General features: G+C 49.1%; 24 protein-coding genes. 7 read left to right on the top strand and 17 right to left on the bottom strand.

Features of this window, described 5'->3' with window-relative positions; all coding sequences use genetic code 11:
- The first annotated feature begins 107 nt into the window (after positions 1–107).
- Positions 108–542 (top strand): copper resistance protein NlpE, encoded by a 435-nt coding sequence (locus EII41_RS05185; RefSeq protein WP_124789712.1) that lies wholly within the window; start codon positions 108–110, stop codon positions 540–542.
- Between the two features lie 218 nt (positions 543–760).
- Here EII41_RS05185 and EII41_RS05180 read toward each other — a convergent pair whose 3' ends face one another.
- The 8 genes from EII41_RS05180 to EII41_RS05145 all read right to left on the bottom strand — a co-directional run bounded on the left by EII41_RS05180 (position 761) and on the right by EII41_RS05145 (position 8,292).
- Entirely contained in the window at positions 761–1,462 is a 702-nt protein-coding gene (locus EII41_RS05180; protein WP_124789711.1) for a 2-C-methyl-D-erythritol 4-phosphate cytidylyltransferase, read from the bottom strand.
- A gap of 3 nt (positions 1,463–1,465) precedes the next feature.
- Positions 1,466–1,669: an exodeoxyribonuclease VII small subunit gene (gene xseB / locus EII41_RS05175; protein WP_124751026.1), complete on the bottom strand. Its 204-nt coding sequence runs from the start codon at positions 1,667–1,669 to the stop codon at positions 1,466–1,468.
- A gap of 15 nt (positions 1,670–1,684) precedes the next feature.
- The gene (gene xseA / locus EII41_RS05170) at positions 1,685–3,016 is read right to left on the bottom strand and encodes an exodeoxyribonuclease VII large subunit (protein WP_124789710.1); all 1,332 of its coding nucleotides are present in this window, start codon (positions 3,014–3,016) and stop codon (positions 1,685–1,687) included.
- Positions 3,003–4,370 carry a S8 family peptidase gene (locus tag EII41_RS05165; protein ID WP_124789731.1) on the bottom strand — a complete coding sequence of 456 codons (1,368 nt, stop codon included), beginning with the start codon at positions 4,368–4,370 and terminating at the stop codon, positions 3,003–3,005. Before EII41_RS05165 ends, xseA begins: the two co-directional genes overlap by 14 nt.
- Before the next feature lie 421 nt (positions 4,371–4,791).
- Entirely contained in the window at positions 4,792–6,078 is a 1,287-nt protein-coding gene (locus EII41_RS05160; protein ID WP_124789709.1) for a phosphoglycerate kinase, read from the bottom strand.
- A gap of 166 nt (positions 6,079–6,244) precedes the next feature.
- Positions 6,245–6,709 carry a hypothetical protein gene (locus tag EII41_RS05155; protein WP_124789708.1) on the bottom strand — a complete coding sequence of 155 codons (465 nt, stop codon included), beginning with the start codon at positions 6,707–6,709 and terminating at the stop codon, positions 6,245–6,247.
- Between the two features lie 40 nt (positions 6,710–6,749).
- Positions 6,750–7,721 carry a M48 family metallopeptidase gene (locus tag EII41_RS05150; RefSeq protein ID WP_185711834.1) on the bottom strand — a complete coding sequence of 324 codons (972 nt, stop codon included), beginning with the start codon at positions 7,719–7,721 and terminating at the stop codon, positions 6,750–6,752.
- A gap of 4 nt (positions 7,722–7,725) precedes the next feature.
- Positions 7,726–8,292 (bottom strand): LemA family protein, encoded by a 567-nt coding sequence (locus tag EII41_RS05145; RefSeq protein ID WP_124789706.1) that lies wholly within the window; start codon positions 8,290–8,292, stop codon positions 7,726–7,728.
- A 271-nt stretch (positions 8,293–8,563) separates the two neighbouring features.
- Between EII41_RS05145 and EII41_RS05140 the strand changes: the two genes are divergently transcribed.
- The 6 genes from EII41_RS05140 (at position 8,564) to EII41_RS05115 (ending at position 13,891) form a co-directional block, all read left to right on the top strand.
- Positions 8,564–9,838: a S41 family peptidase gene (locus EII41_RS05140; RefSeq protein WP_124789705.1), complete on the top strand. Its 1,275-nt coding sequence runs from the start codon at positions 8,564–8,566 to the stop codon at positions 9,836–9,838.
- Positions 9,839–9,861: 23 nt separating this feature from the next.
- Positions 9,862–10,368: a peroxiredoxin family protein gene (locus tag EII41_RS05135; protein WP_260425486.1), complete on the top strand. Its 507-nt coding sequence runs from the start codon at positions 9,862–9,864 to the stop codon at positions 10,366–10,368.
- A 79-nt stretch (positions 10,369–10,447) separates the two neighbouring features.
- On the top strand, positions 10,448–11,269 hold the full coding sequence (panB, locus tag EII41_RS05130; RefSeq protein ID WP_124789704.1) for a 3-methyl-2-oxobutanoate hydroxymethyltransferase: 822 nt from the start codon (positions 10,448–10,450) through the stop codon (positions 11,267–11,269).
- Positions 11,270–11,296: 27 nt separating this feature from the next.
- A complete protein-coding gene (proS, locus tag EII41_RS05125; RefSeq protein WP_124789703.1) occupies positions 11,297–12,775 on the top strand; it encodes a proline--tRNA ligase in 1,479 nt (492 codons plus the stop codon).
- Between the two features lie 48 nt (positions 12,776–12,823).
- Positions 12,824–13,180 carry a DUF3127 domain-containing protein gene (locus EII41_RS05120; protein ID WP_124751017.1) on the top strand — a complete coding sequence of 119 codons (357 nt, stop codon included), beginning with the start codon at positions 12,824–12,826 and terminating at the stop codon, positions 13,178–13,180.
- A 147-nt stretch (positions 13,181–13,327) separates the two neighbouring features.
- The gene (locus tag EII41_RS05115) at positions 13,328–13,891 is read left to right on the top strand and encodes an RNA polymerase sigma-70 factor (protein WP_124751016.1); all 564 of its coding nucleotides are present in this window, start codon (positions 13,328–13,330) and stop codon (positions 13,889–13,891) included.
- A gap of 722 nt (positions 13,892–14,613) precedes the next feature.
- On the opposite strand, the gene EII41_RS05110 is transcribed toward EII41_RS05115, so the two are convergent.
- The 9 genes from EII41_RS05110 to EII41_RS05070 all read right to left on the bottom strand — a co-directional run bounded on the left by EII41_RS05110 (position 14,614) and on the right by EII41_RS05070 (position 23,395).
- The gene (locus EII41_RS05110; protein WP_124789702.1) at positions 14,614–14,994 is read right to left on the bottom strand and encodes a hypothetical protein; all 381 of its coding nucleotides are present in this window, start codon (positions 14,992–14,994) and stop codon (positions 14,614–14,616) included.
- Positions 14,995–15,151: 157 nt separating this feature from the next.
- Positions 15,152–16,672, bottom strand: coding sequence for a phosphoethanolamine transferase (locus EII41_RS05105; RefSeq protein ID WP_124789701.1), 1,521 nt, complete (start codon positions 16,670–16,672; stop codon positions 15,152–15,154).
- A 75-nt stretch (positions 16,673–16,747) separates the two neighbouring features.
- A complete protein-coding gene (locus tag EII41_RS05100; protein ID WP_124789700.1) occupies positions 16,748–18,817 on the bottom strand; it encodes a TlpA family protein disulfide reductase in 2,070 nt (689 codons plus the stop codon).
- Between the two features lie 40 nt (positions 18,818–18,857).
- The gene (locus EII41_RS05095; protein ID WP_124789699.1) at positions 18,858–19,682 is read right to left on the bottom strand and encodes a peroxiredoxin family protein; all 825 of its coding nucleotides are present in this window, start codon (positions 19,680–19,682) and stop codon (positions 18,858–18,860) included.
- Between the two features lie 51 nt (positions 19,683–19,733).
- On the bottom strand, positions 19,734–20,390 hold the full coding sequence (locus tag EII41_RS05090) for a hypothetical protein (RefSeq protein ID WP_124789698.1): 657 nt from the start codon (positions 20,388–20,390) through the stop codon (positions 19,734–19,736).
- A 170-nt stretch (positions 20,391–20,560) separates the two neighbouring features.
- On the bottom strand, positions 20,561–20,929 hold the full coding sequence (secG, locus tag EII41_RS05085; RefSeq protein WP_124751011.1) for a preprotein translocase subunit SecG: 369 nt from the start codon (positions 20,927–20,929) through the stop codon (positions 20,561–20,563).
- Positions 20,929–21,690 carry a hypothetical protein gene (locus EII41_RS05080; protein ID WP_124789697.1) on the bottom strand — a complete coding sequence of 254 codons (762 nt, stop codon included), beginning with the start codon at positions 21,688–21,690 and terminating at the stop codon, positions 20,929–20,931. Before EII41_RS05080 ends, secG begins: the two co-directional genes overlap by 1 nt.
- Positions 21,691–21,693: 3 nt before the next feature.
- Positions 21,694–22,230 (bottom strand): LPS assembly lipoprotein LptE, encoded by a 537-nt coding sequence (lptE, locus tag EII41_RS05075; RefSeq protein WP_124751009.1) that lies wholly within the window; start codon positions 22,228–22,230, stop codon positions 21,694–21,696.
- Complete coding sequence (locus EII41_RS05070; RefSeq protein ID WP_411292578.1) at positions 22,217–23,395, bottom strand: sigma-54 interaction domain-containing protein; 1,179 nt, start codon at positions 23,393–23,395, stop codon at positions 22,217–22,219. Before EII41_RS05070 ends, lptE begins: the two co-directional genes overlap by 14 nt.
- Positions 23,396–23,503: the final 108 nt, after the last annotated feature.

Raw genomic sequence — 23,503 nt, 5'->3', positions numbered from 1 at the left:
TGGTCGAAAAGATGTGAAATGTTTACGTCTTTTCGGCGGTGTAGTGAACATTTTACCAGCAAGTTTGTTTTAGTTTTTGGATTAACTCAACATAATTATTATATCGTATGAAAAAGAATTTGTTTTTTTGGGGAGTCGCAGCACTCCTGTTTGGACTCGTATCTTGCAAACCCGGTAACAAAAATACGGAAACCAGCGAGAACGATCAGATGATTGAAACCGTACAAGCACCCGCTTTTGACAAGGCCGGCGTATATTACGGCGTTCTTCCGTGTGCCGATTGCAGCGGCATCGAAACGACCCTTGAACTCATGAGCGACCAGACGTATAAGCTGACGCAAGTTTATCAGGAAAAAGAAGATGGGCGCTTCGAATCGTCAGGAACGATTATGTGGGACGCTGCCAGCAACATCGTAACTTTAGGAGAAGGAGAAGATATGACAAAGTGGCTGATCGAAGGCGACAAGGTTACTATGCTGGATAAAGAAGGCAACAAGCCTGTCGGCGAATTGGCCGATCAATATGTGCTTACCAAGAAGTAAGAATAGATTGAGTGACTTTTGTAGAATCTCTCGCTTTTGTCTATATCGGATGTTTACAAGAAGAAAGAATTCATTTTACCTCTCGGATTAATCTTTTATATGTGAACATTGATTTCCGATAAAACGGCTGGAGAGAGATATAGAGAGGGTGTGTCAAAGCGCGATGTTTGGGCACACCCTTTTTTTAGGTGTGTAAGAATGGGTGAAATAGGGGGGCGTTAAGGACGAGGGAGCGCTGACGTATGCAATTCTGTTTCTTCTGTCGTCAGTATTTGCGCCCATTGCAGGTCGATGGGGGTGGTGATTTTGATATTTTCACGGTTACCGTCGACTAAATGAATGGGATATCCGGCTGCTTCGACGAGTGAAGCGTCGTCGGTAAAGTGTGGTTGGTAAGGTTGTTCGTAGGCATCGCGCAACCAGTCGGCGCGAAAGACTTGTGGTGTCTGCACGATGCGCAATCGTTCCCGGTCGAACGGACGGCTTTGCGTCCCGTCGACTTCGCGCACGGAGTCGATCATGGGAAGGACAGGAACTGCCGCTCCGAACTGCCCGGCTGCTGCGAAGCACGCGTCGATCACAACTTCCGAAACGAAAGGGCGTACACCGTCATGTACAGCGATCCATCCGTCTCCATCGACCGTTTGCAATCCGTTACGTACCGAATGGAAACGGGTCTCTCCTCCATGCACTACACGGTGCGGTATCGCGCAGTTTAATTCGCGACAGAGCATCTGCCAGTAAGCCTGTTGTTCCTCGGGAAGGACAATGACCTGTTCGGCCGTCGCATCCCAGCGGAAGAAAGCGTTCATGGTGTGCATCAGAACCGGGCGACCGTGCAGCGGGATGAACTGCTTCGGCAGCTCGCCGCCCATACGCAGGCCTTTGCCGCCTGCCACAAGAATGACCGTGCGTTTCATCTATTATGCCTGCTCCAATGTATCGAGAATCTTCTTCACTTCTTCGTCGGCTTTGAAGAGCTTTTCTCTGCACAGCTTAATCAGCCGGCTGGCTTCTTTCACCTTTTCCGAAAGCACGTCCACATCCAGTTCACCGCTTTCGATATCTTGAATGATGCCCCGAAGCTTTTCTATCGCTTTATTGTATGACTCCTTTTTTTCTGCCATGGTCGTTTTATCTGTTTATGTAACTATTTTTCCTTTTCGTTCGCCGTCAGTAAACCTGACGGATATCTCGTCGCCTGCTGATAAGTCGGCCGCATGTTTGACGATTTTTCCATCCTTGAGCGTCAATGTATAGCCTCGTTTCAGGATATGATCCGGCGATGCCAGCCTGATATGTTGTTCGCTGAGCGAAAGCTCGTGCGTATGACGGATCAGCATCGCATGGACCGCCTTTTGAATATGCGTGGGAGCCTGTTCGAGTTGTTCCGCGTGCTTCTCGAGGAGCTGTGGCACGGACGACAGACGGGCTACCAGTGTGTGTAAACCCGTCCGATGACGCTCAAGATGTCCGGTGATGAACACCGGAAAACGCGTGGCCAGCATCTGCCATATCGTTTTCTTGGCTGTCAGTTGGTTGCGTGTCGCTTCGCAGACGGTTTCCCGCAGCTCGTCGAGCAGGGCAAGTTGCTCCGCCATGCGACCGATGAGAAACGCGGCCACGGCCGTCGGCGTTTTCATGCGCGTATGGGCTACCTTGTCGACGATCGAATCGTCGCGTTCGTGCCCGATACCGGTGAGGATGGGCAGGGGAAATTGCGCGCAGTTGGCTGCCAGCGCGTACGAGTCGAAGCTGCTTAGATCGGCCGCCGATCCTCCGCCGCGAATCAGTACGACGGCGTCGAACAGCTCGCGATGCGCATAAATCCGGTCTAATGCGGCGATCACGCTCTCTTCCGTCTTCTCGCCCTGCATCAGTGCCGGGAAAAGTTTGACGTAGAACGGAAAGCCGTAGTCGTTATGGGTCAGTTGGTTGACGAAGTCTTCGTATCCGGCTGCCGTCGGGGAGGAAATCACGGCGATACGTTGAGGAAGTATGGCTAATGTAAGTTCTTTATTCAGGTCGAATACGCCTTCTTCCTGCAAACGGCGGATCACCTCCATGCGCTTTTTGACCATGTCGCCCACCGTGTAGGACGGATCGATGTCGTGTACCGTCAACGAAAGTCCGTACAGCTCGTGATATTCGACGGAGACATTGACTAATACCTTCAGGCCGGAGATAAAGGTTTGCCCCGTTTCCTGCTCGAAATACGTTCTCAATATCGCGAAATTGCGCGCCCAGATCGTGCCGCGCGACTTGGCGACGAGTTGTCCCGAAGTCTCGTCTTTTTCCACGAATTCGAGGTAGCAGTGTCCGGAAGCCGCGTTGACGCGCACGTCACTCGTTTCGGCACGTACCCAATACGTTTCGGGCAGTGCCTCGTTGATAACGGTCTTCACCAACCGGTTCAGCTCCGTCAGCGAGAGGGCGTCCGTCCGTTCGCTTCGCGTGTCGTTAAAGAAGTCCATTCATCTCCTTTCTGTATGCTTTATACATGTCCGGCACGCCATAGCCCAGTTCGGCATCCGGACGCTTCGAGCGGGAGGCCGTTTGCCGGATCAGGTCGATCAGTTCCTCGCTTTTGAGCCACGAGAGCGACTGCCAGAGGCACGCGCAGAGTCCCGCCAGCGTGGGCGTAGAAAAAGATGTGCCGTCGACCCATTGTATCTGGCCGGCCGCATTGATCACGCAGACGTTCGTACCCAAAGCGACGACATCGGGTTTCACGCGATAGTCGGCCGTCAGTCCGGTGGAGCTGAATACGCTTTTTCTCTTTTCGGTGGTCACGGCGCCTACGGTAAGTATGTTGGGCGCGTCAGCCGGAAACGTGATCTTCTGCCATTCGTTACTCCCTTCGTTGCCGGCGCTGCAAATGATCAGCATCCCTTTTCGGGCGGCCTCCTGTGCCACACGGGTAATGAAGGCCGTTCTTCCGTTCAGGTCGGAGTGAGTATAGACGGGTTCCGCATCAAACTGAAAATAGCCCAGCGAGCAGGTAATGAGATCGACCCCGACACTGTCGGCATATTCCAAAGCGGCAGCATAGAAATCTTCTTCGATCGGATATTCGCCTCTTGTATCTTCGCTTTTGATGAGCAGGTAAGACGCGTCGGGAGCCGTGCCGACCATCACGCCGGGCAGGTTGGCCGCCATACACGATAAGACTTTCGTTCCGTGGTCATCTTCACAAAAGACGCTATTGTCGGGAAAGGCCATGTTGCGTGTTCCGATAATGTCGGTCGAGGCAAACGCCGCGATCTTGTCTACATGCAGAAAACCGGCATCGATAACGGCAATACGCATGCCCTTCCCGTGTCGGCCGGCCTCGTGCAAGCGTACTCCGTTCAGCATCTCGATCTGTGTCGTGGCATGTCCGTAATGCGCTTGCATCACTTGGGTATCGTACGACTCGAAGGTGCTCGTATCGTCGGGACAATCGACTCGTTGCAAACGGTTTCTCCCATTCCATACACACCGGACGGAATCGACGATCGGCAAGGCTTTCAGGCGATCGGCGATCAGACTGTCGGTATGTTCCACCACGACAGTGTTCATCCATTTGCTTTGCGTGATTACCTGTCCGCCCGTAGCAGTGACCGTGCGAATATACTCCGATGAGATCGGGATGTCGGAAACCGACAGTTCAATCCCACGCTTCGTTCGCCGTTCGACCGACTCGTCCGAAAGGTAAAGCCCCGCATCCATTTCGCTCGGAGCCTCCACGCCCTTATCTTTCAAATACACCCGGAAACAGTAGCTTTCGCCATCTGCGGCAGAGAGGCTTTCCGACATGCACGCGCACAAACAAAGCCCTGTCAGCATGCCCAGATATTTCCATCGTTCGCTTATTCTCACCTTGTTTTGTATTTTCGCACAAAAGTAATATAAAACGGCAGCTGCCGGTTTGATCCCCGTTGTATTTTATTATTTTAACAATAGAAGTGAAGATGGATGATCTGGTTATCCATAAGGATTGCATGGACAAACCCGATTGCGATCCGTACACCGTTACACGGACTGTTCGTGCAGATTTTCATGATTTCGAGAAGAGGGGAGCGCACGTAAAGCCCCCCTTATTAGTAAGGTATCTGAATCGGGGCAGAGACGCCCGCGTTTTACCCCAAGAAAAGACAAGCGCGAAGGTCATCCCCCCGCGCTTGGAAACTCAGCGTTTCTTTCCGCCTAAATAACTAACTAATTAAACAATTAATTAACATAACAACTTCCGATTTGTTTTTTTGAATCATCTTGCTTCGTTTTTTGCTCTCAATACCCCGCGAATCGCTTCGATTCCGGGAAGCGTTTTTCCTTCGATGGCTTCGAGCAGCGCGCCGCCTCCGGTCGATACGTACGATACCCCGTCTGCCAATCCGAATTTATTGATACACGCCACCGAGTCGCCTCCTCCGATCAGCGAATAAGCGCCGTTCTTCGTGGCTTCGACGATGGCTTCGGCTACCGAGCGCGATCCGTGGGTAAAGTTTTCGAATTCGAACACGCCCGTCGGACCGTTCCAAAGAATCGTCTGGGAAGCGCGAATCACCTCGGCATATTTTTTCTCTGTCTTAGGCCCGATATCCATGCCCTCCCAGCCGTCGGGGATCTCATTGCTGGCCGCATAAGCCGTTTTCGCATCGTTGCTGAAATCGTCGGCAATCTTCGAATCTTCGGCCAATACGAGGTTCACTCCTTTTTCTTTGGCTTTGGCCAGCAGTTCGAGGGCGAGGTCTAATTTATCGTCTTCGCAGATCGACTTTCCGATTTTTCCACCCAGCGCCTTCATAAACGTATACGTCATTCCCCCCGTGATAATCAGGTTGTCGACCTTATTGAGCAAGTTTTCGATCACCTCAATCTTAGACGATACTTTCGAGCCTCCCATAATGGCGGTAAAGGGTCTGTTGATGTCGTTGAGCACTTTCTCTACGGCAGTCACTTCCTTCTCCATCAGATAACCGAACAACTTGTGATCGGCATCGAAATAAGCGGCCATCAACGCCGTTGAAGCATGCGCGCGATGGGCTGTTCCGAATGCGTCGTTCACATAGACGTCGGCATAAGAAGCCAGCGTTTCGGCAAACTTCTTCTGACTTTCTTTCACGGCTTTCTTGGCGGCCGCCTTTTCTTCGTCCGAAGCATCTTCGGCCAATCCGCGGGGCTTGCCTTCTTCTTCGGCATAAAAGCGCAGGTTTTCGAGCAATAAGACTTCGCCGGGTTGGAGGGCAGAGGCTTTCACTTTGGCTTCTTCGCCAACGCAGTCGTTGGCAAACTGTACATCGACGCCAAGCAAGTCGGATACGTGTTTGAGAATATGTTTCAGTGAATATTTATCGGTAACGCCTTTGGGACGTCCCAGATGTGAACCGATGATGACGCTGCCGCCATCGCTCAGTATTTTTTTCAGGGTGGGTAAGGCAGCACGGATACGCGTATCGTCCGTGATGTTGAATTGTTCGTCTAAGGGTACATTGAAATCTACCCGTACAAATGCCTTTTTTCCGGCAAAATTAAAGGAATCGATCGTCTGCATAATGATTGAATTTATCGAATATTAAATGTTGCGAATGTTTATCAGCTTGTTTTTACAAGCCATCTGCAAAGGTATAAAATAATTGCCAACCGACAACCGGCAGCACATAATTTTTACGCCTGCGGAAGAAAGAGATGCGGCCGGCGGCTAGTCGTGTCAAGCCGCGTCACGTCAGCTTAAAGCGAATACGGAGCCGTCCGTTTTCGTAATCGTGCGAAATGATTTTAAAATGGCCGACTTCGGAAGTGTTCGAAACATGTTGTCCGATACAGGCGCAGGCGTCGTAGTCGCCGATGCGGACAATGCGCAATGTTTCGGAAACGTCTTCGGGCAGTTTGCTCAGATCGACAAGCGCCGCCGCCTCTTCGTGCGACATGTATTCGCTCGTGACGGGCAGATGCCGGTCGATCACCGCGTTCACACGCTCTGCGATCTCCGCGATCTGTTCGTCTGTCGGAGCGGAGGAAAGCAAATAGTCGCATTTCGATTTCTTGCGTTCGATGTGCGTATTTCGGGAGCGCGGACAACCGAACATCCTCACCATCGTTTGGTTCAGTATATGCTCGGCCGTGTGCATCGGGGGATGTTCCGTTTTATGGTGTTCGTTTAATAACGGGCTTTCTTGTTCCATTACTCTGATTTACGTTTTGAAGAAAAGAAGTTCGGGACGATCAAAACTGTTCGAGCACCCGGATTCTTTTTTCGATGGGCGGATGGGTCGCAAATAACTCGTTGACGAACGAGGCGCCTTTCTTCATCGGGTTCTCGATAAAGAGTTGCGCGACATCGCTTTGTTCAACGGCTTCGATCAGCGGATCGGTCGATATTTTACGTAAGGCCGAAGCCAGCGCCTGCGGATTCTTCGTCATCTCGGCGCTTCCGGCGTCGGCCATGTATTCCCGATTGCGGGAGATGGCAAAGCGCATCAGAATCGTAATAAAATAGCCGATGACAGCCAGTACCAGAATGACTAACAGAATAGCGAGCCCTCCTCCGTTTTTGTCGTTTTTGCTACTTCGTACACTTCCGTGCAACAAGCTGCGCGAAACAATCTGGGTGAGAAACGAAAAGATGCCGACGAAGACAATGGAAACGATCAGTACGTGTACATCACGATTGCGAATATGCATCAGCTCGTGCGCGATAACGGCTTCCAGCTCGGCATCGCTCAGACGGTTGATAATTCCGCGCGAAAGCGAGACGGTGTACGTCTGTTTATTCAATCCGCTGGCAAAGGCATTCATCGACAAGTCTTCGATCACGTTGATTTTCGGCATCGGCATCCCGTTGGCCATGCAAAGGTTCTCGACCAGATTATAAACGCGTTTATTGTCCCGTCGTTCCAGAGTATGCGACCCGGTCGCAGCATGGATGATGGCCGTATTGGAGAAGTAAGCGACGAGAAACCAGACGAAACAAACACCCACTACCCATGGCGCGGCGTTGAGAAACGATTCGTTCGCGATTAACCAGAGGTCTTCCCAAGAAGAAACGGCCGCCACATCGTCCGAAACGAGAAAGACATGGATAATCACGAAGAAAACCCATGTCAGAAAAAGGATGACGCAAGGGAAAAGCAATAACATCATCATCGAGCGGATGCTGTTTCTCCGTTGCTGCGTCTGTATTCCGAGGTATTTCACCAGATCAGAAATTTATCTTCGGAGCCTCGTCCAGTTGCGCGCGTTGTTGCTGGCCGAGATCGAACATCGTCTCCCGACGGAAACCGAACATACCTGCGATAAGATTAGCCGGGAACGTTTCGACGGCATTGTTGTATTCTTTCGTTGCCGAATTGAAGTAACGACGCACGGCTGCCAGTTTGTTTTCGATATCGGCCATCTCCTCCTGCAACTGCATAAAGCTGGTGTTAGCTTTCAAGTCGGGATAAGCTTCGACCGACACGGTCAGCCCCCGTAGTGCGGCAGACAACTGATTTTCAGCCGCAATTTTCTGATCAATACTTTGCGCCGACATGGCAGCGGAACGAGCCTGTGTGATACTCTTCAACGTTTCACCTTCGTGCTTCATATAGCCTTTAACGGCTTCGACCAGCTGCGGTATCAGGTCATGTCGCTGTTTTAACTGCACATCGATATCGGCAAACGCATTTTCGCGATTGTTGCGGAAACGTACCAGCCGGTTGTACACCGACATAAAAAAAAGAAACAAAACTACGACGATGACAATCGTAATGATTAATCCTACACTCATTTTTGTTTGAATAAAAAATTGAACATGCGGCAAAGATAGATATTTTTTCCATAATCCCATTCTCCTTGCGAAACAAACCCTGTCATGTACAAAGAGGCCTTGACAGCAAATGAATAACCAACGCGCATGGAATTACCATACGACTATAAAAGTATCAGGTAAAATTTCGATGTTTTGCATTTCTACTCTATATTTGCCGGCGGGAATATAGGATAAGAAGTAAACTCAATTCTGAATTTCAACATTATTAATCAGACATAAAATTAACATCATGAAAAAAATCATTTTACCTTTTAGCTTGATGATTGCAGTCACCATGCTAACATCTGCAGGAACGAGAATTCAAGAAAACACCGATCGCTTATCGGACGAGGAGAAGATATACGGTCTGTCGACCGTCTGGAAAGAGGCCGACAAAAATTTTGTATTCTTCGATCAGGTACCCGATCTGGATTGGGACAAAACATATCAGACATTTATTCCGAAAGTCCTGAAAACCCAAACGACGTACGAATACTATCGCATATTGCAGGAGTTTTGCTCTTTGCTGAACGACGGACATACGCGGGTCGTTATCCCGTGGGAACTCAGAGAAGTTTTCGAAGTATCCCCGCCCATTGTTACGGAACTGATCGATGACAAAGTTTTCATAACTCGTATTCTGAATGATACGCTTGGACGGCAAGGACTCTCAGCCGGTATGGAGATTGTAGCAATAGATGGGATGGAAGTGCATGAGTATGCAATGAAGCACATTCAGCCATTCGTGTTTTATTCCACGAAGCAGGATATGGAAGTACAGGTTTACGAACACAATCTGCTGAACGGACATATCGACAAGCCATTGAGGATACGGACGAAGGATAATAAAGAATTTTCGGTGAGCAGAAGATTGAAAAAGCCGGACGAACCGGTACGGATATTTGAGTTTAAGGTATTGGACGATAATATCGGCTACCTGAAAATTAACCGTTTTTGGGGGGATCGCTTCAAAAGCGAGTTCGACAGTCTTTATCGTGAAATAACAAAGACCTCGAAACTGATTATCGACATATCGGATAACGAGGGAGGCAACAGTGGATACTCCAATTATGTTATCAGTCATCTGATTGAAGAACCTGTTTTGTCGTCGAGATGGAAAACATTGATGTATATGCCGGCTTATGCCTCGTGGGGATGGAATACGCAATGGCAAGACAATAGTGGAAGCATGATTAAGCCGGTGCGTGAATCATTACGTTTCACGAAGCCAATCGTTGTTTTGATTAGTGAGAAAACATATTCTGCTGCAGAGGATTTTGCATCTTTATTTCTGAATACGAAAAGAGGAGTCTTAATCGGCAGACCGACAGCTGGCACAACGGGTAATCCAATCGGCTTCGAACTTCCCGGAGAAGGCTGGCTTCAAATATGTTCGAAAAGAGACTATCTGGCCAATGGCAAGGAATTTGTCGGTTACGGAATTGAGCCGAATCACACCGTAAAGAAAACGAAAGATAAAGAAGAGCTTACAAAGGAAGGCATCAAGATTTTAAAGAATCAGTGAAACATATTTAAAACAGTGAAATTATGAAAGTAATGTTTTGGATTTCATTTCTGGCTGCATTAACCATTGAAACGATGCACGGCCAAGACAACTCAGCATTATTAAAAGTCGGCACGCAGGCGCCTGCTTTTACGTTGACCTCAATCGAAGGTGAAACGATCAGTCTCTCCGATTTCAAGGGGCGTTATGTACTGATCGATTTCTGGGCTTCATGGTGTCACGACTGTCGGAAGGCCAGTCCTGAAATGGTGGCGCTATTCGCGAAATACGGCAAGGAGAACATCACGTTTCTCGGCGTATCGTTCGACGACAAACGCGAAAACTGGGAGAACGCCGTAAAGCACGATCAACTTACGTGGACACATGTGAGCGAACTGAAAAAATGGAAAGAAACGACCATTTCCGGGCAGTACGGCATCCGATGGATTCCCACCGTCTATCTGATCGATCCCGATGGGCGGGTGGCATATGCCGATATCAACGGACGCGGGTTGGAAAAGAAACTGCACGAGATTTTCGGACGCAGATAAAACCTCGCTACAACACAGTCTACCGCGTTTTTTCCTGCAATAAAAAATAACTACCTTTGCCACGTTTTAAGTTTAGGAGATGTCAGTAGCAATATCAGAAGACAACCGTAAGGTAACGACACACCGCCTTTTTGAAATGAAACAGCGAGGCGAAAAGATTTCGATGCTTACCGCCTACGATTATTCGATGGCACAAATCATCGATCGGGCAGGCATGGATGTGATTCTCGTCGGCGATTCGGCCTCGAATGTAATGGCAGGGAATGTGACGACGCTTCCCATCACACTCGATCAGATGATTTATCACGGTAAATCGGTGATGAAGGCCGTCAAACGCGCGCTTGTCGTCGTCGACCTGCCTTTCGGAACGTATCAGGGCAATTCGAAAGAGGCACTCGCCTCGGCCATCCGCGTAATGAAAGAGACTCATGCCGACTGCATCAAAATGGAAGGCGGATCGGAAATCAAAGAATCCATACAACGTATTTTGTGCGCAGGCATTCCCATCATGGGACATTTGGGATTGACTCCGCAATCGATCAACAAGTTCGGCACCTACGCCGTCCGCGCCCGAGAAGAAGAAGAAGCCCGCAAACTGCTCGAAGATGCGCATCTGCTCGAAGAGTGGGGATGTTTCGCGCTGGTACTCGAAAAGATTCCCGCAGCCTTGGCTTCACAGGTAGCTTCCGAGCTGAAAATCCCCGTGATCGGCATCGGTGCCGGGGGCGGTGTAGACGGTCAGGTGCTGGTGATGCACGACATGCTCGGGATCAATCAAGACTTTTCGCCTCGCTTCCTGCGTCGCTACGCCAATCTTTACGAAGAGATGACAAAGGCGCTTCACGCCTACATCGAAGATGTCAAAGCAGGCGATTTCCCGAACGAGAACGAACAATATTGAAGAAAAAAGAAACGAAAATAAATTACAATGGCAAAAGAACTAAAGGAACTTACTTCACAGGACGAAAATTATTCGCAATGGTATCAGGACTTGGTCGTAAAAGCCGATTTGGCTGAAAATTCGGCTGTGCGCGGCTGTATGGTCATCAAGCCCTACGGGTATGCAATCTGGGAAAAGATGCAACGCATTCTCGACGATAAATTTAAGGAAACAGGACACCACAATGCTTATTTTCCGCTGCTGATCCCGAAATCGTTTCTGAGCCGCGAAGCTGACCACGTCGAAGGGTTCGCCAAAGAGTGCGCCGTTGTGACGCACTACCGTCTGAAGAATGACCCGGAAGGTAGCGGAGTCATCGTCGATCCGGCCGCCCGCCTCGAAGAAGAACTCATCATCCGCCCCACCTCCGAAACCATCATCTGGAACACCTATAAAAACTGGATTCAGTCGTATCGCGATCTGCCGCTGCTCATCAACCAGTGGGCGAACGTGATGCGCTGGGAAATGCGTACGCGCCTGTTTCTGCGTACGGCCGAATTCCTCTGGCAGGAGGGGCATACGGCACATGCCACACGCGAAGAAGCCGAAATCGAAGCACGGAAGATGCAGGATGTCTATGCCGATTTTGCCGAAAACTATATGGCTATGCCTGTAATCAAAGGCGTAAAGACCGAAAGCGAACGGTTTGCCGGTGCCGTCGATACATACACCATTGAGGCGATGATGCAAGACGGGAAAGCCTTACAAGCCGGTACGTCGCATTTCCTCGGACAGAATTTCGGAAAGGCCTTCGATGTGACTTTCATCGATAAAGAAGGAAAGACCGACTATGCGTGGGCCACTTCGTGGGGCGTTTCCACACGGCTCATCGGGGCGCTGATTATGTCGCACTCCGACAACAACGGGCTGGTGCTGCCCCCCCGTCTGGCACCGATACAAGTCGTGATCATACCGATTTACCGCTCTGCCGAGCAATTGACGCAAATCAGCGAGAAGGTCGATAAAATCATCGCCGGTCTGAAAGCCTTAGGCATCAGCGTGAAATATGACAATCGTGACACGAAGAAACCCGGCTGGAAATTCGCCGAATACGAACTGAAAGGAGTACCGGTACGTCTGGCTATGGGAGGACGCGATCTCGAAAACAACACGATCGAGGTCATGCGTCGCGATACGCTCGAAAAAGAAACGGTTACCTGCAACGGAATCGAGGCATACGTGAAGAATCTGCTTGAAGAAATTCAGAAGAATATTTTCCGGAAAGCGTTGGATAACCGTGAGAAGCATACGGTCAAAGTCGATACGTATGAAGAATTTAAAGAAAAACTCGAAGAAGGCAACTTCATTCTGGCTCATTGGGACGGTACACCCGAAACGGAAGAACGCATCAAAAACGAAACGAAAGCAACCATTCGCTGCATTCCTTTCGACGATACAACGCCCGGACAATGTATGGTAACCGGCAAACCGTCCGCCCAACGCGTTCTTTTCGCACGAGCGTATTAATAAGTCCCATGCTAATAGATGTTAGAAATATCATAAAGTGAAAGAAATATGGAAGTAAGAGGAAAAATCATCGTCGTTCAGCCGATTCAGACGGGCGAAGGAAAGAACGGAACATGGAGAAAACAGGAATACGTGATCGAATACGACCGGAATGCTCAGTATCCGCGAAAAATGATGTTCAACCTTTGGGGAGACCGGATCGACCAGTTTAACATTCAGGAAGGACAGGATCTGAAAATTTCGTTCGACATCGATTGCCGTGAATACAACGGACGCTGGTATAACGATATACGCGCCTGGCGAGTGGAGCCGGACAACGAATCGGGCGGAATGCAACCGATCGATCAACCGCTTCCTCCGCCGGAAATCCCCCCTTCCGATCCGGCAGACGATCTGCCTTTCTGAAAACGGAGAGAGAGTCAGGAAACACTTCGCTCCGATGCGTCATTTCCTTACGTGCGATGAAATCGGTAGAAGTACCCGTAAGAGGGGGCCGGTAATAAACCATACCCGCCCTCTCCCCTACGGATACTGCAATCTTTAACCTGAACTGTGGAAAAGAGAACGGATATATATGATTTCAACCGTTTGTATCACGACTACCGTCAACGATACATCCGTTTTGCCCGTACCTATGTACGCGACACGGCCACAGCGGAAGATATCGTAATGGACAGTCTGATGTACTATTGGGAAAACCGCTCCGTGCTGCCGCATCAAACGAATATTCCGGCTTATGTCCTGACCATCGTAAAGAACAGATGTATCAATTACCTGAGACGTGAGCAAAAACGTGAGGAAGTGGAACGTTTTATTTCGGAGTATGAGGCCTGGGAACTGAATGTGCGCATCTCCACCCTCGAAGCTTGTAATCCGGAGCAGCTCTTCTCTGAAGAAATACAGTCCATCATACAAAAGACGCTCAACTCCCTTTCGGAACAGTCGCGTCAAATATTTATCCGCAGCAAGTACGAACGCCAAAGTCATCGCGAAATCGCGAATGATCTCGGACTTTCAATCAAAAGCATCGAGTATCATATCACGAAAACCCTTAAAATCCTTCGCCAAGCCCTTAAAGATTATTTCCCCGCTTTGCTCGTGCTGCTCGGTACTTGACGATCGCCTACCCCGATGAACAAGACAATACCGGCCGGAAATTATCGCTGCCTGAAAAATAAAAACAGATTCCGCATTCGCTCACGACGTAAATGGAAATGCTGCTTTGCATCCTTTTATTTACACTTCCGCTCCGGACGTGGAAGCCGGGATAAAAACGTTTCTATCGCCATGCTTGGAGACTAACCTTATGCTTCGAACCGATGCTCGTTGTTTTTTGCAGCGTATCGAACCACCCTGAAAAGGCCGCCGCATCATGTTTGAACGAATTAAGAGCCGTGAAAAGCCTCCCGCATGTTGTTTTAACGTTCGGGCGATTGCCCGAAAGCTCCCGCACTTTGTTTTAACATTCGGGCGATTGCCCGAAAGCTCCCCCATTTTGTTTTAACGTTCGGGCGATTACCCGAAGGCTCCCGCACTTTGTTTTAACATTCGGGCGATTGCCCGAAGGCTCCCGCACTTTGTTTTAACATTCGGGCGATTGCCCGAAGCGTTCCCATTTTTCATTCTATTAACGATTCGAGATGAAGCAGCTCAACAAAATCGGGTTTAACCCGAATTCCGCATTCGCTCACGACGTAAATGGAAATGCTGCTTCATCATTTTATTTACGTTTCCGCTCCTAACGCGGAGTCCGTTAAACGCAAACGGATGTACCCAATTTTTCGTTTTGATACACCCGCTTGGAAATGTGAAAGATATGCCGGTACTTCCTGTTTGGCTTAAGACTCGTAGACTACGCGCCCTTCGCATACGATTCGGCGGAGAGGATGAGCCTTTGCCCACCCGCAACGGGTAAAAGTGTATACCGCCTTCTTTCCAAGCAAAGCCGAGCGAAGGTCTTCTATCGAATGACGATCTTCTCCTCGATTGATGTATAGGCAGATACCGTTTGCCGAGTCTTGAAAAACAATGTCTTTCACTCCTCCCGAATAAATCTCGTCCATCACATATTCCTCGCATCTGCTCTCGGTCGAGCTGACCGCGGCAATCCCAAGAGAAAACACTCCTACCACCACGAGCGAAACCAACGCGATCACAACCGTCAAGGTACGACCAAGCCCTCCCTTTTTCTTTTCTTCCGATTTTTTCTTCATGTTCATGACTCGTTTTTTTAATTAGAAAACAGCTTTTTATATATTCTCGTGACAAAGGTAGAAAAAGAAAACTGAAAACCGGACGTCACAGCAAAAACTTTTTTATTGTGTTTCATCAACAAAAACGGAGAATTTATCTCCTCTGCTCGACAGACAAAGCTTTTCATTCCGACGCAAAGAGGCTTTGCGAGTTTTGCAAAATCTCGGCTTCTATACCCGCGCCATCGAGTATGGTATGAAAAAGAAAATCGGTATGATAACGTTTGTTTCTGTTTTGTAGCAGTCGTTCGTACATTCCGGGCTTCGCCTCGCGATAGGCATCGGAAAGCCAGACGATACAAGCCGGATTATGAGCGGCATCGACCGTGTTTGCATGAAGCCACAAACCATCCTCTCCGAGCGCTTCGCCGTGATCGGACAGATAAATCATCAGTGCCTTACGGTCACGAAGTCGATTGATGATAGAGGAGATAAAATAATCGGTAAAAACGACCGTATTATCATAAGAGTTAATCATTTCTTCCGGTGTATTGGCCGTAACGATACGACTTTTCGTTTCAGGTACGAACCGCCGAAACTCGTCCGTATAATGCGCATTATAATACCAGTGCGAGCCTATGGTGTGCAGAATCACCAATCCTCCGTCCGTCATATCGGGCAATACCGTATCGAGAGGCGGAAGCAACAACTCATCCGTCCAGTGATCGAACACGTAATACGATTTGTTGATGTTCCCATAAATCAACCGGTCGCATTCTTCCATAAAATAAACATACGTTTTGGCCGGCTCCTGATTGCCCAGCCAGACAGAAGGAAAACCGCAACGTTTGAACAGATCGACGAAAGAGCGTTCGCTGTCGGCACGTTCGGGCGCCAGACTGTCGGCACGGGTCATGATATGCGCGATGCTCGGATTCGTATACGTATAGGGGGAATAAATGTTGGGAAACGAAACGACGCTTTCAGTCGCAAGCAGAGGAGTCGTGTTACGCGCATAGCCGTTCAATCCCAAATGATCGGCGCGCAATGACTCTCCGAGAATCAGTACGACCAAGGGCTTATCAACAGGCGCGGTAACTTTTCCGGGAAGCGGTTCGCGATAACTCCGGGCTGTTTTCTTCTCGGCAAAATAACGCTGAGGAATAAAGTACAGATTCATCGGGATACGTTCCGTCATCGGACGTCCGATACGGGGTAACTGAAAGACCACAATCGTCAATATCACAGCCAGAGCGGTATGTAAAACCGGCAAAGGCACAACCCGTAACTTGCGAAAGCGATATACCGCAAAGCCGACTCCGGCCAATAAGCTGGCGATCATCGTCAGGATAAGCCAAACGCTGATCAACTCCTGTGTGATTTTATGGTCGTTATCGAGGGCCGCATCAAAGATCATCGTCGTAAAAATAGTGCCGGTCGTGTATCGGAAATAAGCCAATACACCGGACAACACGCATACGAGAGGATAAATGCCCGCAAAAACATATTTATTGATCGAAAGCAAATAAAAAACCGGAAATATCCCGATCAGGATGGCCAGCCATTGGGAGAAAAGAACCAAACGGTCGGTGAGAGCATGTGTGGGAGCCGTCAAGAAGTCGGAAGCCGTATAGGCAAGACCGACAAATAAGGTAGTAACTCCGGTGAATAGCCAGACAGATAGGTATTGTTTAAATTTTTGCATCAAATTATGTTTTGAATCTCTCTCCGCGCAACTTTTTTGAAAAAAGTTGCGCGGAGAGGTTGAATATAAGGCGTGTTACTTTTCGAGCGCTTTGAGCAGTTCGCTTTTAATGACCTCAGCTCCCGGGTAACCGTTCGAGTGGTAAGCATGATTACCCTCGCGGTCAATGATTACGTACGTCGGCACGCCTCTTGCGTTAAGACTCTTGCTCAGATAGTCCCACTGTGCCTTGTTGACTCGGTAATGCTGTCCCTTGATGTCGGCAATCATGTTTTTCCACGTGTTTTCGGGCGAGTTTTCGCTGGCGAGGTAGAGGAATACGACATCTTTATCGGCCAGTTGCGCCTTGATCGGTTCCATCTCCTTGTTGGCGATACGGCACGGGCCGCACCACGTCGCCCACATGTCTACAAGTACGACTTTTCCCTTAAACTGCTTGAGCATCTCAACGAAAAGCGTTTCGTCGGGGCTTTGAGGCACATCGAGAATCGTGAATCCCGTCTTGCGCTTGTTCTCCTCAATGCGTGCCAGCAATCGGGAGTTCTCGTCGGTAATAATTCGGGCGATAGCCGGCGGTAAAGTTTCCAGTTCGGCTTTTTGTTCGTCGGTAAGCAGCTCGAAGTCCTTCAGTCCGGCACAGATCTGCTGTGCGCTGACAAGGTCGAGCAGGAAAGCCTTATCGGTATTCCACATTTTGGTCAGATAGCGGGGGCCCAGATATTCCTTATTGTAAGCATCTACTAACTTTTTATATTTCGTATAAACCGCTTCGAGCGATTGTTGATCCGTGAATTTTTCGTTCTTTTCCATCGCTTCGATATAGGCATTCAGCACGTTGCGATCCTCGGCGGCTACCTTTTCATGCGCAGTCAGATAACGCAACGCGTCGAGCAGGCCGACATTTTCGGGAGAAGCATAGGCCAGATTCTGAATTCCATACCAAACGTTAGGTACGAGCAGCAATTCGCTACGGTCGTACGGGAGTAGACGCAGAAATTCATTGTAGCCTTGAGGTTTGACCGCACGGGTATATTGTTTGGTGACTTCCCTAGGCGACAAGTTGTGCTTTTTCGCATAAGCCTCGCTAAGCGCAACATCGGGAAAAGTGAGCTTGTTCTGCACTTGGAATGCGGCCTCCGCTCTCAACACGTTTTTGGCCAACGGACTAATGTCAAGCGCGTCGTTATGTGCGACGGCCTCTTCGTATTTACGTATGACATACTGTTTGTACGCGTGAATATCCATATCGATAATAGAATCGATCTGCTGCTCTTCGACGGCACGCGAGATACGAGGATCGTTCAGTTCGGTATTCAGTCCGGCCAGATAGCCGGCGTAATAGAACGGCTCTCCATACGATTCGCTATCCTTGAACAAACGCGAGTTGCGACGGTAGAGTTCCGGCAGATGAATCAATACCTTCGACTCCTTCCCTGGCGCAACCTTGATCGGAAACAGTCTGGTACTCGACAGCAAGTAAACGTGAACGGGCGAATGAAGGCGGAAAGACGTACCAAAAGTTCCGTCGGGCGCGATCGGCATCGACAGCTCGACTTTGTTTCCAATGAGCGGATCGGTATATAGCAGTTTTATTTCGTCCGGATCAGACATATAACCCAACAGCTTTCCGCTGATACGTGCTTCGCCCTCTTCAAAGCCCGGCACGAAGTTTTCTTCCGGCTGATGTTTCCGCGCAAATTCTTCGGGGATGGGAGGCAGTTGCAGGCGCGGGTTCACCAAGTCTACGCCGTAGACTTTAAAGCAGCTCTCGCAATCGCCTTCCATAAAATCGAACATCGGCGTATTAAGCGGTAACGGCTCGAAAACAAGTTTGAACGACGCCTGTCCCGACTGTGGCATCCAGAAGAGCGAATCGAGCGTAAGGCCTTCGCCGTGACGGACCATGTACTTCTTGTCGCCCGCTTTCAGGTACGTGTCGGAGGCGATTTTGATGCTATATCCCGGCTGATAAGTGGTTTCGACATCGAGCACAGTAGCCGTATCCGAAAGCGTAACCTTACTGAATTCGACCAAATGCGTGTTGCCATACATCACCGGCGGACGCTCCACCGTCTTCGTTTGCGCCTGCATGCCGGACGCAATAAAGACCGATACCCAAGCGATCATCATGTAAATTCGTTTCATAAGATGAGATTGTTTTATTGGTAAATATCTATGTTATGTATTATGGTTTCCGAAGTTTCAATTTGATGTTGTTCAAATCTCGCGGATTGACTCCGGTCGTTTTCAGTACGACTGTACCGGTCGGATCAATCACAAAAACCGTCGGTCGGGCTTGGGCGCCGTATATGATTTTAAACGGCGTATGATCCATTTTGAAATCGGACACAAGCGTAAAAGGAAGGTTCATCTTCTCTACGTAATCTTCCCGTAATTGCTCCGGACTGCTCGAAATACAGTAAACGACAATCTCCAAGTCGTCACGCGAGGTAGACTCGTACAGCTGCTTCAACTCATTTCGTCCCTCTTCGCCCATGCAACTGAGCCCGTCATAGAGTAATACAATGTATTTGCCTTCGAGCGATGATAAGCGAAACGGCCGGCCGTCGGCAGCGGTAGCTTCGAAATCGGCATAGCGGGCTCCTTCTTCTATCTGATGCGTATCCAAGTGCATGCGGATACTTTTCCCATAAGGCGACGTTTTCATTTCGTCAGGAAGACGGTTCCAGACAGCCTCGACGGTATCTTTCGGCAGATTGAGACGTACCCAAAACAACCGTTGCAGGCCACTCGGCACGGATGCGAAACGCAAAGCCGCCTGCTCATTCCGTCGCTGTGCATCCTCGAGATTCTTTTTAAATTCATGTTTCAATGCTTCTTTCCGCTCCGGTTCACGCTTCATCAGGGCATAGATCGAATCGTTTTGCCGTTCATAAGCTTCCCAGATTTCTTTGTCCAGTTTCAGGTAATTCTCTTCCGTTATTTCCTGCGCCATGCCGGCCGCAACAAAGACCGACAGAAAACCGGTGATGATGTAAATTCGTTTCATAAAATGAGGGTATTTAATGAATAAATAAAAAAATCATCTACCATACGAATTCTATCGTATGATGAGGTAAATGATATAGTAATGTTTGATGCCGAATGTCGCGTAACGCTCCTTCGCGTTTCCCGCATCGAGGACACAGTACGAAGCCATGCCTTTTCCGGTATCGTAAGGAGGAGTATATGTAAAAACGGGAGTAAGTTTAGCCACAGGAAGTCTCATTCCTCCATCACTATTGCAAGAAATCGTTCGAAGGGAATAAGCCGCATTTCCTCTGAGTTTTTTCGTCAGACGGATAGCGGGATAATCCATCAGCAGGCGGAAGGTATCGGCTTCGAGCTTTCCGGCAAGCATCACCGTAAAAACACTGTCGCCCGGCAAAAACGTTCTGTAACGGCAAGGGTCATACCGATATTCGACGGTTTTCCCGTTTACTTCCATCGGTATCCGCTGTTCCTTACATTCCAGACCCGTTGAGTCGGGACGCACTCTCTCGCCGTTCTCGTATTCTTCGATGTAGAACAGGAATTGTTTGCCGTGCGCCAGAGTATCGGTGCACGTAAATCCGGTGTACTGAATGCTGTTCAAGTCATTGAGCAGAGTCAATTGACGGTTCAGCGAAATAAAGCGGATGCTGATACTGTCGTTCTGTGCCATACCGGCAACAGCAAAAAACAGTAAAAAGAAAATCATGCCATAGATTTGTTTCATGGAAGTTTTATGAATAGACGTGAAACGAAGTTGTCAGGGTTGATCTTTCATGAAGATGTCTTGATAGATAATGCGAACGAGGCTGTCGGCAAAGTCTGGTGGGACTTTCCGGACAGCCTCGCTTATACGAAAAATTCAGATACAAAGCGTTTCGTTACGCTTCTCCGCTCTTATTCGGCCGGTGTTTCGGGTTGTTGCTGTGCAGCATCCGGTTGCGCTGTTCCGAAGTTCGGTCCTACCGCATTGGGGTCTACCATCACCGCATCGTTCACCTGCTGTTGTATTTCGGACTGCTGTTGTTGCATCGTCGACTCACCATGAGGAATGAACGAAGTAATGAGAATACTCAAGACAACGACTGTGCCGGCCAATGCCCATGTCGCTTTTTCAAGGAAGTCCGTCGTTTTACGAACGCCCATAATCTGATTCGACGAAGAGAATCCGGAAGCCAGCCCGCCTCCTTTTGAGTTTTGCACCAATACAATCAATATCAGGAATACGGATGCAATAAAAATCAAAATCGATAAAAATACGTACATTATATTTTTTGTTTAGAATGAATAATCAATTTTTCCAAGAATCGGATTTGGTCTGCAAAGTAAATATTTTTTTTCGGATATTTCAAACTTAAACTTTTAATAATCTCGAGCGCTTTCTCGTAACGTTTCTGGCGAATATAAACATGAGCCAGTGTTTCAGTAAAATACGAGTTATCCAGAGTGCTATGATCGGATTCGGTCGCATGCTGCTGCTCAGGCTCTTCGCTATCTACGGCATGGTCTTTTGCAACCTGATCGGGCGTAAGTCTTCCGATCCGTTCGTTTCCGCTTTCGATAAAAGAATCGATCAGGTCTTGATGACGCAATTTATTTTTCGAAGCAGCGGCATCGGTATCTTTCTCGGTCAGCCAGCGCATATAATCCAACGAAGCAGACGGTTCAAAAAGAGGCTTCGACGATTTCGTTTCCGTTCCGTCCATCGGGACGGATAAAAATTCATCGATCCGCGAAGGTTGCTTTTCCCCCTCTTGATCTTCCACGGTTTGGGTACGGGGTTGCTTGTCGTAACGTGCCCCTTCGAGCCAAAGGAAGAGTTGCGTCCTGTCGGGGACACAAACGGCTCTTTTTTTCAGTTCAATATTGAGGCGAAGATCGTTCGTTGCCTGCAGATTTTTGAGATAAAGCATCTGAACGGCATGAAAGTAGGGAAAATCTTCCGCGATTTGTTTGAGTTCGGGTAGCGTTTTCTCCGACAACATGGCCGGCGCCTCCATCAGTTGATATAATTCCTCACACGTCATCGTCTACCAATTGGCTACCGTTGCGTTATAAATCTGTCCGACCAGATCATTGATAATCTCCTTACACAATTCATCCTGTACCTGATCGATGGTTTTCGTATTGTCGAAGTCGCGATACGAAGAGAAAGACTGTTCAAATCCTTCCTCCGGTTTCACCTGATTGGCATAACGCACCCTGACGGTAACCGTCAGACGCGTCAAGGTGGCGAACGACGCTCTTCCGTCGGGTGTATCTTTCACCGCCTGCGGCGTCAGTTCGTAGCCCGTGATTTCGCCTTCCAAGTCGAGTGTTCCGTTCTCGCGCAGTACGCTCAGCTTCGTCTGACGCACATACCGGTCTTTCAGCTCGTCGGTGAATCTTTGAGCCAAAGGACCGTAGACAAGCGGCGCCATATTGGGAAAATCCTTGATGGAAATAGATTTCACGACCGTATAATCGATCGATGTCCCGCTGAATTTGTAGGAGATCGAGCAGGCCTCGAGCATAAGCAGCGTGGCAAGCGTCAACAGAGTTGCGGTGATTTTCTTAGTCGAGACCATATTCCTTAATTTTTCGGTACAGGGTACGTTCCGAGATTTTAAGCTCGGCCGCGGCATTTTTACGGCGACCGTTATGTTTCTCCAATGCCCGGCGAATCATTTCTTTTTCCACATCGTCGAGCGCCAGTAGCTCTTCTACGGTTTCGGCTTCCTGAATGGGCGACGTATCAATGGGATGCGTCGTATAGGTCGGTGCATCGGGCTGTTCGACGGGTACGGCCATCTGGATGTTCCCGCCCATAATGTCGTGCACGAGTTTTTTTAGTTCGTTCACATCTTTCTTCATATCGAACAACACCTGATACAGAATTTCTCGTTCGGAATGAAAGAGTTTCTGGTCTTCTTTCTGATGCGCCAGCACCGGGAGTTTTTGCATTTCGAGATTGGGCAGGTACTGACGCAGTTCATCGGCCGTGATGGTGCGATCACGCTCGATGACGGAAATGCGCTCCGTGACATTCTTCAACTCTCTGACGTTACCCGGCCAGCGGTAACTGAGCAGCAGGCGGCGAGCATTTTCTTCGAGCTGAATGGCGGGCATCCGGTATTTCTCGGCACAGTCGCTCGCGAATTTGCGGAACAGCAGCAAGATATCTTCGGGCCGGTCGCGCAACGGAGGAATAACGATGGGCACGGTGTTGAGCCGGTAATACAAATCTTCCCGAAAACGATTTTGCGCTACGGCCTCTGTCAGATTGACATTCGTGGCGGCCACGATGCGCACATCCGTCTTCTGCACCTTCGAGGAGCCGACCTTGATAAATTCGCCGCTTTCGAGCACCCGCAACAAACGCGCCTGAGTGGGGATAGGCAGTTCGCCGACCTCGTCTAAGAAAATCGTGCCGCCGTCGGCCACTTCGAAATAGCCTTTCCGGTCGGCCAACGCGCCCGTAAACGATCCTTTTTCGTGTCCGAACAATTCGGAATCGATCGTCCCTTCGGGGATGGCACCACAGTTGACAGCAATGTATTGTCCATGCTTACGCGGACTATTCTGATGAATGATTTGCGGAAAGTTTTCCTTGCCGACGCCACTCTCGCCGGTAATCAGCACGGAGAGATCGGTGGGCGCAACCTGAAGCGCTACGTCAATCGCCCGGTTGAGCGCCGGACTATTGCCGATGATGCCAAATCGTTGTTTGATTTGTTGTATACCTTCTGTCATCATGATGCTGTAATTTTTTCAGTTTGACCTGACAAAATTACCTTATTTTCGGGAGATGACCAAAAAAACATCTGAAAATCCCCGCATCGGCAGAAGCCGGCCAAACAG

Origin of the sequence: Tannerella forsythia, assembly GCF_003860135.1 — a bacterium.
GTDB classification, from domain to species: domain Bacteria; phylum Bacteroidota; class Bacteroidia; order Bacteroidales; family Tannerellaceae; genus Tannerella; species Tannerella forsythia_A.
The sequence above is the reverse complement of the archived record's forward strand: the minus strand, read 5'-3'. Positions and strand labels throughout refer to the sequence as shown.

Bases quoted from the DNA above. Each gene is read 5' to 3' on its own strand.
- EII41_RS05155 (WP_124789708.1), bottom strand. From the start codon at position 6,709: ATGGAACAAGAAAGCCCGTTATTAAACGAACACCATAAAACGGAACAT.
- EII41_RS05080 (WP_124789697.1), bottom strand. From the start codon at position 21,690: ATGACGTGTGAGGAATTATATCAACTGATGGAGGCGCCGGCCATGTTG.
- EII41_RS05090 (WP_124789698.1), bottom strand. From the start codon at position 20,390: ATGAAACAAATCTATGGCATGATTTTCTTTTTACTGTTTTTTGCTGTT.
- EII41_RS05180 (WP_124789711.1), bottom strand. From the start codon at position 1,462: ATGAAACGCACGGTCATTCTTGTGGCAGGCGGCAAAGGCCTGCGTATG.
- EII41_RS05160 (WP_124789709.1), bottom strand. From the start codon at position 6,078: ATGCAGACGATCGATTCCTTTAATTTTGCCGGAAAAAAGGCATTTGTA.
- EII41_RS05185 (WP_124789712.1), top strand. From the start codon at position 108: ATGAAAAAGAATTTGTTTTTTTGGGGAGTCGCAGCACTCCTGTTTGGA.
- EII41_RS05165 (WP_124789731.1), bottom strand. From the start codon at position 4,370: ATGCTGACAGGGCTTTGTTTGTGCGCGTGCATGTCGGAAAGCCTCTCT.
- panB (WP_124789704.1), top strand. From the start codon at position 10,448: ATGTCAGTAGCAATATCAGAAGACAACCGTAAGGTAACGACACACCGC.
- proS (WP_124789703.1), top strand. From the start codon at position 11,297: ATGGCAAAAGAACTAAAGGAACTTACTTCACAGGACGAAAATTATTCG.
- lptE (WP_124751009.1), bottom strand. From the start codon at position 22,230: ATGGTCTCGACTAAGAAAATCACCGCAACTCTGTTGACGCTTGCCACG.
- EII41_RS05100 (WP_124789700.1), bottom strand. From the start codon at position 18,817: ATGAAACGAATTTACATGATGATCGCTTGGGTATCGGTCTTTATTGCG.
- EII41_RS05070 (WP_411292578.1), bottom strand. From the start codon at position 23,395: ATGACAGAAGGTATACAACAAATCAAACAACGATTTGGCATCATCGGC.
- EII41_RS05110 (WP_124789702.1), bottom strand. From the start codon at position 14,994: ATGAACATGAAGAAAAAATCGGAAGAAAAGAAAAAGGGAGGGCTTGGT.
- secG (WP_124751011.1), bottom strand. From the start codon at position 20,929: ATGTACGTATTTTTATCGATTTTGATTTTTATTGCATCCGTATTCCTG.
- xseB (WP_124751026.1), bottom strand. From the start codon at position 1,669: ATGGCAGAAAAAAAGGAGTCATACAATAAAGCGATAGAAAAGCTTCGG.
- EII41_RS05135 (WP_260425486.1), top strand. From the start codon at position 9,862: ATGAAAGTAATGTTTTGGATTTCATTTCTGGCTGCATTAACCATTGAA.
- EII41_RS05105 (WP_124789701.1), bottom strand. From the start codon at position 16,672: ATGCAAAAATTTAAACAATACCTATCTGTCTGGCTATTCACCGGAGTT.
- xseA (WP_124789710.1), bottom strand. From the start codon at position 3,016: ATGGACTTCTTTAACGACACGCGAAGCGAACGGACGGACGCCCTCTCG.
- EII41_RS05120 (WP_124751017.1), top strand. From the start codon at position 12,824: ATGGAAGTAAGAGGAAAAATCATCGTCGTTCAGCCGATTCAGACGGGC.
- EII41_RS05095 (WP_124789699.1), bottom strand. From the start codon at position 19,682: ATGAAACGAATTTACATCATCACCGGTTTTCTGTCGGTCTTTGTTGCG.
- EII41_RS05140 (WP_124789705.1), top strand. From the start codon at position 8,564: ATGAAAAAAATCATTTTACCTTTTAGCTTGATGATTGCAGTCACCATG.
- EII41_RS05145 (WP_124789706.1), bottom strand. From the start codon at position 8,292: ATGAGTGTAGGATTAATCATTACGATTGTCATCGTCGTAGTTTTGTTT.